The organism is Streptomyces sp. SID3343, assembly GCF_009865215.1.
Classification (GTDB): domain Bacteria; phylum Actinomycetota; class Actinomycetes; order Streptomycetales; family Streptomycetaceae; genus Embleya.
Map to the genome: position 1 here is coordinate 1 of NZ_WWJX01001522.1, position 6,911 is coordinate 6,911.

General features: G+C 69.9%; 5 protein-coding genes. 1 reads left to right on the forward strand and 4 read right to left on the reverse strand.

What is annotated here, in order from left to right; genetic code table 11:
- The 4 genes from GT354_RS48380 to GT354_RS48395 all read right to left on the reverse strand — a co-directional run.
- On the reverse strand, positions 1-628 hold a 628-nt coding region (locus GT354_RS48380; protein WP_161364346.1), incomplete at its 3' end, for a hypothetical protein.
- 132 nt (positions 629-760) lie between these two features.
- Positions 761-3,115, reverse strand: coding sequence for a sodium-translocating pyrophosphatase (locus GT354_RS48385; protein ID WP_161364348.1), 2,355 nt, complete (start codon positions 3,113-3,115; stop codon positions 761-763).
- Positions 3,116-3,428: 313 nt separating this feature from the next.
- Positions 3,429-3,893 (reverse strand): ATP-binding protein, encoded by a 465-nt coding sequence (locus GT354_RS48390; protein ID WP_161364350.1) that lies wholly within the window; start codon positions 3,891-3,893, stop codon positions 3,429-3,431.
- Between the two features lie 65 nt (positions 3,894-3,958).
- Positions 3,959-4,300 carry an STAS domain-containing protein gene (locus GT354_RS48395; protein ID WP_020549531.1) on the reverse strand — a complete coding sequence of 114 codons (342 nt, stop codon included), beginning with the start codon at positions 4,298-4,300 and terminating at the stop codon, positions 3,959-3,961.
- Between the two features lie 126 nt (positions 4,301-4,426).
- On the opposite strand from GT354_RS48395, the gene GT354_RS48400 reads away from it, so the two are divergent.
- Positions 4,427-6,835 carry a DEAD/DEAH box helicase gene (locus GT354_RS48400; RefSeq protein WP_161364352.1) on the forward strand — a complete coding sequence of 803 codons (2,409 nt, stop codon included), beginning with the start codon at positions 4,427-4,429 and terminating at the stop codon, positions 6,833-6,835.
- The last annotated feature ends 76 nt before the right edge of the window (positions 6,836-6,911 follow it).

Here is a 6,911-nt window from a genome sequence, read left to right on the forward strand (position 1 = left end):
CGGCCGTGGAGCCGCTCGACGGCGCCCCCGCCGAAGGCGTCGCGGCGGGGGCGGCGGGGTCGGTCTTGGCCGCCGCGCACCCGGGCACCGCCGCGAGCGCCTTGCCGGCCTCGCCCCGGTGCAGCTTGTCGAGCGCGGTGTGCGAGGACGCCTGCATCGCCTTGATCTCGGGGTCCAGCGAGCGCAACCCGTCGGCGAACACGTTCTGTTGATCCGTGCTCAGGCCTTCTATCTTGGCCTGGATCGCACCCCACCCCTTGGCCGCGCTCTGCAGTTCGGCGACCACCGTCGTGCGCAGCACGGGCCCGTCCGGGACGGCGGGCGGGCCGGCCCGGTCGATGCCCTCGGCAAGCTTGTTGTCCGCGTCCGCGAGTTTGGCGATGTCGGCCGCGAGCCGCGTCTTGAGCGTCGCGGGCTGCTCACCCGCGATGACCTTGCCGACGTCCGCGAGCGCGACCCGGGCGTCGTCGATGCGCGTCGTGACGTCGGCCGCACAGACCTTGGCGGCCCACACCTGCAACTCGGCCTTCTTTTTCTTCTCGTCGCTCTTGCCGTCGTCACCACTCGAACACGCGGTCAAGGCCGATGCCAGGACCAGCGCGGAGACCACCAGGAACTTCCTCGACACGCTTTCCACCTTCGCTCGGAGCCGGACCGAGACTCGCACAGCGCAAAGGTGTTCGGCCAAACGGCGGCGTGCCCGGACGGCACAAAGGCACGCACGCCGACCATCCGGCGTGCGTGCCCGCGGCGCGCCGGGTCAGGCGGCCGCCTTGGTGACCTGTTCCTCGTGGTCGTCGTCCTCCGAACCGACGACGACCGATTTGCGCTTGCTGTACCAGACCGAGCCGACGATCACGACGACCGCGAAGGCCGCCGCGAGGGCCCGTAGCGCGTTGTTCTGATCCTCGCCGATGCTCAGCTTGACGATGGCCGGCGCGATCAGCAGGGACACCAGGTTCATCACCTTGAGCAGCGGGTTGATCGCCGGGCCCGCGGTGTCCTTGAACGGGTCGCCGACGGTGTCGCCGATGATCGTGGCCTCGTGGGCGGGTGAGCCCTTGCCTCCGTAGCTGCCGTCCTCGACCATCTTCTTGGCGTTGTCCCACGCGCCGCCGGAGTTGGCCAGGAACACCGCCATCAGGGTGCCGGTACCGATCGCACCGGCCAGGAACGCCGCGAGCGGGCCGATCCCCAGGGTGAACCCGACCGCGATCGGGGCCATCACGGCGAGCAGTCCGGGGGTGGCCAGCTCACGCAGCGAGTCGCGCGTGCAGATGTCCACCACTCGGCCGTACTCGGGCAGTTCGGTGCCGTTCATGATCCCGGGTCGGGTCTTGAACTGGTTGCGCACCTCGAACACGACGGCGCCCGCCGCGCGCGAGACCGCGTTGATCGCGAGGCCGCTGAACAGGAACACCACCGCGGCGCCCAGGATCAGGCCGACCAGGTTGTTCGGTTGGGTGATGTCGGTGCTGAACGCGAACGCGGTGAGCTTGGAGACGTCGGTCAGCCCGCCCGCCTCGTTCATCGCCGTCGAGACGGCGTCACGATAGGACCCGTACAGCGCCGTCGCGGCGAGCACGGCGGTGGCGATCGCGATGCCCTTGGTGATCGCCTTGGTCGTGTTGCCGACCGCGTCGAGTTCGGTGAGCACCTGCGCGCCCTCGCCCTCGACGTCGCCGGACATCTCGGCGATGCCCTGCGCGTTGTCGGCGACCGGACCGAACGTGTCCATGGCCACGATCACCCCGACCGTGGTCAACAGCCCCGTGCCCGCGAGCGCGACCGCGAACAGCGCGAGCATGATGATGCCCCCGCCGAGCAGATACGCCCCGAGCACGGCCACCGAGATGAGCACCGCCGCGTACACGGCGGATTCCAGTCCCAGGGCGATACCCGACAGGATCACCGTCGCCGGGCCGGTCAGCGACGTCGCCGTGACGTCTCGTACCGGGCGCCTGCTGGTCTCGGTGAAGTAGCCGGTCAGCTGTTGGATGACCGCCGCGAGCACGATCCCGATCAGCACCGCCACGAGCGCGAACAGGCGCGGGTCGGCGTCGTGCGCGAGGATTTCCTGGTCGTTCAACCCGTCGAGGTCCGAGAACTTGCTCGGCAGGTACAGGTACGCGGCGCCCGCGACCAGGACGAGCGAGATGATCGCCGAGACGAAGAAGCCCCGGTTGATCGCGCTCATCCCGCTGCGGTCGCCCGCGCGGGGAGCGACGGTGTAGATGCCCACGACGGCGGTGATCACCCCGATCGCGGGGACGATCAGCGGGAAGACGAGCCCCGCGTCGCCGAAAGCGGCCTTGCCCAGGATCAGCGCGGCCACGAGCGTGACCGCGTAGGACTCGAACAGGTCGGCGGCCATGCCCGCGCAGTCGCCGACGTTGTCCCCGACGTTGTCGGCGATCGTCGCGGCGTTGCGCGGGTCGTCCTCGGGGATGCCCTGTTCGACCTTGCCCACGAGGTCCGCGCCGACGTCGGCGGCCTTGGTGAAGATGCCACCGCCGACTCGCATGAACATTGCGAGCAGCGCGGCGCCGAACCCGAAGCCCTCGAGCACCTTGGGGGCGTCCTCGCGGTACAGGACCACCACGAGCGCCGCCCCGAACAGGCCGAGGCCGACGGTGAACATGCCCGCGACACCGCCGGTGCGGAAGGCGATCCGCATCGCGACGTTGCGGCCCTCGTTGCCCGAGCGCGCGGCCGCGGCGACCCGCACGTTGCTGCGGACGGCCAGCCACATGCCGACGTACCCGGTGACCGCCGAGAAGACGGCGCCCACCAGGAAGAAGATCGAACGGCCGAGCCGCTCGTTCCAGTCGTCGGCCGGAAGCAGCATGAGCAGGAAGAAGACCCCTACGGCGAATACCGCCAGGGTTCGGAACTGGCGGGCCAGATACGCGGCCGCGCCCTCTTGGATCGCGCCGGCGATCCGCTTCATGGAGTCGGTGCCCTCGTCCGCGGCGAGCACTTGACGAACGAGCCCGGCGGCGACACCGAGTGCGCCGAGGCCGATGGCCGCGACGATGACGACGTAGGTGAGGTTGCTGCCGGAGACGGAGACGTCTGCGGCCATGGTGAGTTCGGAGGGGTGGATCCCGGACATTCGTCCTCCTTGGCTAGGAGCACTTCCAGATCGGGACTTCTCAATGCGAATGGAGTGTATGCAAATGATCAAGATCAGACCATGGGAATCGCCATGATCAGATCAAATTACCGACGAAATCCGGGCGCGATTCCGAATACTGACGAATGAACCGGTAGCAAGGTTTTAAAACCCGAAAATGGGGATACGTGAAAACGCCGAAATCGCCCCCGGGCAGCCGGGGGCGATGGGTCGAGCGGTCGGAGGTGGTCCGGTCGGCGTACCGGGGCCGGGTGGCGTGCCGGGACCGGGTGGCGGACGAGGAGCTGTGGGTCTAGCCCACCGACTCACCGGTCTTCGCGCCCGAGGGCCACGACATCCGGATCACACCGCCGTCGGTGCCTGCTCGGACGTCGAGGTCGTCGACGAGGCCGAGGATGACGGCGAGGCCCATCTCGTTCTCGATGAGATCGAGCCCGCCGTTGGCGGACAGGTCGGGCACGAGACCGGCGCCTTCCCCGAGTCCCGCCTCGGACAGCGCCGGTTGCGGGACCCCGTCGTTGACCTCGATGGCGAAGCGGCCGTTGCCGTCGTCCAGGGTGACCGTGACCGGGCGGTCGTCGTCCTCCCGGGCGTGGTGCATCCCGACTGCGCGGGAACACGCCTCGCCGACGGCGAGGCGCACCTCGTCGAGCACCGTCTCAGCGACCCCCGCTCGCCGCGCCACGGCGGCGGCGACGAGCCGCGCCGTGCGGACGTGTTCGGGCAGCGCGCTGAAGCGCAGCTCGACGATGGCCATGGTTCGTTCCCCCAGCCGTGCGTGCTCCCGCCCCCGGACCGGGAGCGGGCGCGATGTGCGTCGGGTCAGTCGGACGAGGCGATGGCTACCGCCACCGACGGGTGAATCGGGAAGACCTTGGTAAGGCCGGTGATGCGGAAGATCTTCAGGATGCGCTCCTGAGTGCACACCAGCTGCAACGAGCCCTCGTGGGCGCGTACGCGCTTGAGGCCACCCACCAGCACGCCGAGCCCGGTCGAGTCCAGGAAGTCGACTGCTTCCATGTCGACGATCAGGTGGAACTGGCCTTCGTTGACGAGTTCCACCAGTTGCTCGCGCAGCTTGGGTGCGGTGTATACATCGATCTCGCCGCCCACCTCGACGATCGTACGACCGCCCTCGGTTCGGGTCGACAGGGACAAGTCCACGGATCCTCCAGCACCTTGCTCTTGAGCGGTCGCCCCCCATGGATCGGCAGCCGCCAAGGCATTCAACCACTTATGGGCACTAGGGGACGATGAATCCCGCGACATTAGATGTAACACTGGTGCCCGATGCAGCCCAGTACACGCCCCCCGGAAGGTCTTCTCGGCCGCCTTTTGGCGGGTCGGGATCGACCCGATCGAGTGACGCACGCCCGGCGCATACCCGCTCGCGAAGGGGTTACCGCGGCCTGGCCCGAGTGGGTTCGGCCGGAAGTCGGCGACGCTTTTCGCGCAGCGGGTATCGAACTGCCGTGGGAGCATCAGGCCCGCGCCGCCTCTGTTGCGGCCCAGGGCCGCTCGGTCGTGATTGCGACCGGCACCGCTTCGGGCAAGTCCCTCGCCTATCTGTTGCCGGTCCTCACGACCCTGGTCGAGGGCGCGGACGCGCCCAGCGGGCGCGGTGCGACCGCACTCTACCTCTCTCCGACGAAGGCTTTGGCCGCGGATCAGGCGCGCGCCATCGAGGAATTGCGTGCCGCGGCCCCCGCGCTCGGGCGTGTCCGAGCGGCGACGTACGACGGCGACACGCCGGTGGAAACCCGGCAATGGATTCGCGCGCACGCGTCGTACGTCCTGACCAATCCCGACATGTTGCACCGCGCGTTGCTGCCTGGGCACCGTTCGTGGGGGCCCTTCCTGCGCTCGCTGCGCTATGTCGTGATCGACGAATGCCACACATATCGGGGCGTGTTCGGGTCCCATGTGGCCCAGTTGATCCGGCGGTTGCGTCGGGTGTGTCGCCGCTATGGATCCGAGCCGGTGTTCATCCTCGCGTCGGCGACCGTCTCCGACCCGGCGGTGGCGGCGGGGCGGTTGATCGGCGACACGGTGGTCGCGGTGACCGAGGACTTCTCGCCGCACGGCGAACTCGTGTTCGCGCTGTGGGAGCCTCCGCTGACGGGCCACACGGGTGAACACGGGGCACCCGTACGGCGCACCGCGACCGCCGAGACGGCCGAACTGCTGACCGATCTGGTGCTGGACGGCGTGCGCACCCTCGCGTTCGTGCGGTCGCGGCACGGCGCGGAGGTCGTTCGGGTGATCGCGCGCGACCGGCTGGCTCGGGTGGACGAGGCGTTGGCCGATCGCGTCGCCGCCTATCGCGCCGGGTACCTGCCCGGCGAACGGCGCGGTATCGAGCGCGCGTTGCAGGACGGTGACCTGCTCGGCGTGGCCGCGACCACGGCGCTCGAACTGGGCGTGGACATCTCCGGACTGGACGCGGTGGTGATCGCGGGTTATCCCGGTACCCGCGCTTCGCTGTGGCAGCAGGCTGGGCGGGCGGGTCGGGCCGGGCAGGAGGCGCTGGCGATCCTGGTCGCGCGAGACGATCCGCTGGACACGTTTCTGGTGCACCACCCGGATGCCCTGTTCGACCTGCCGGTCGAGGCGACCGTGCTCGACCCGGACAACCCGTACGTTCTGGCCCCGCATCTGTGCGCGGCCGCGGCCGAGTTCGCGCTCACGGAAGAGGAACTGGACCTGTTCGGGCCGGTCGCGATCGAGTTGCTGCCCGGGCTGGAGCGGCGTGGCCTGCTCCGCCGGCGGTCGAGCGGCTGGTACTGGACCAGCCGCGAACGGGCCACCGATCTCACCGACATCCGCGGCGCGGGCGGTCCGGCCGTGCGTGTGGTCGAGGAGGGGACCGGGCGACTGCTCGGGACCGTGGACGCCCCCGCGGCGCACTCCGCGGTGCATCCGGGCGCGGTGCACCTGCACCAGGGCGACACCTTCGTGGTGCGCGAACTCGATCTCGGCGAACGTGTCGCGCTCGTGCGCGCGGCGAATCCGGACTGGACCACCAACGCGCGTGAGGTCACCGAGATTCGGATCCTGGAGACCGTGCGCAGCCGGGAATGGGGCCCGGCGCGCCTGCACTTCGGCTCGGTCGAGGTGACCAGTCGGGTGATCTCCTTCCAACGCAAGCGGATCATCACCGGCGAAGTGCTCGGCGAACACAAGCTCGACCTGCCCGAACGTAGCCTGCGCACGCGCGCGGTGTGGTGGACGGTGACCCCGGAGCAGGTCGCGTCGGCCGGCATCGCCGAGACCGACCTGCCGGGCGCCGCGCACGCCGCGGAACACGCCTCGATCGGCCTGCTGCCGCTGTTCGCGACGTGCGACCGCTGGGACATCGGTGGGGTGTCCACCGCGCTGCATCCGGACACCAGGCTGCCGACGGTGTTCGTCTACGACGGTCATCCGGGCGGCGCCGGATTCGCCGAGCGGGCATACGTCACCGCGGCGGCGTGGTTGACCGCGACCCGCGAGGCGATCGCGTCCTGCGAGTGCGAACACGGCTGCCCCAGTTGCGTGCAGTCGCCCAAGTGCGGCAACGGCAACCAGCCTCTGGACAAGGCGGGAGCGGTCGCCCTGCTCGACGTACTGCTCACGGGCCCGGCCCGCGAGGACACCGCGGCGGACCCCACCGGCGCCGACGCCTCGGCCGTGACATCGGCGAACCCACCGGCGAGCTGACACCGGATCAGCCGGGCCCGTTGGGCGGCGGCGACCCGGCGCGCGAGCGCACACGCGTCCTCGGCCTCGGCGCCGC

Excerpts from the sequence above, each read along its gene's own strand:
- GT354_RS48400 (WP_161364352.1), top strand. The coding sequence starts at position 4,427 with ATGCAGCCCAGTACACGCCCCCCGGAAGGTCTTCTCGGCCGCCTTTTG.
- GT354_RS48385 (WP_161364348.1), bottom strand. The coding sequence starts at position 3,115 with ATGTCCGGGATCCACCCCTCCGAACTCACCATGGCCGCAGACGTCTCC.
- GT354_RS48390 (WP_161364350.1), bottom strand. The coding sequence starts at position 3,893 with ATGGCCATCGTCGAGCTGCGCTTCAGCGCGCTGCCCGAACACGTCCGC.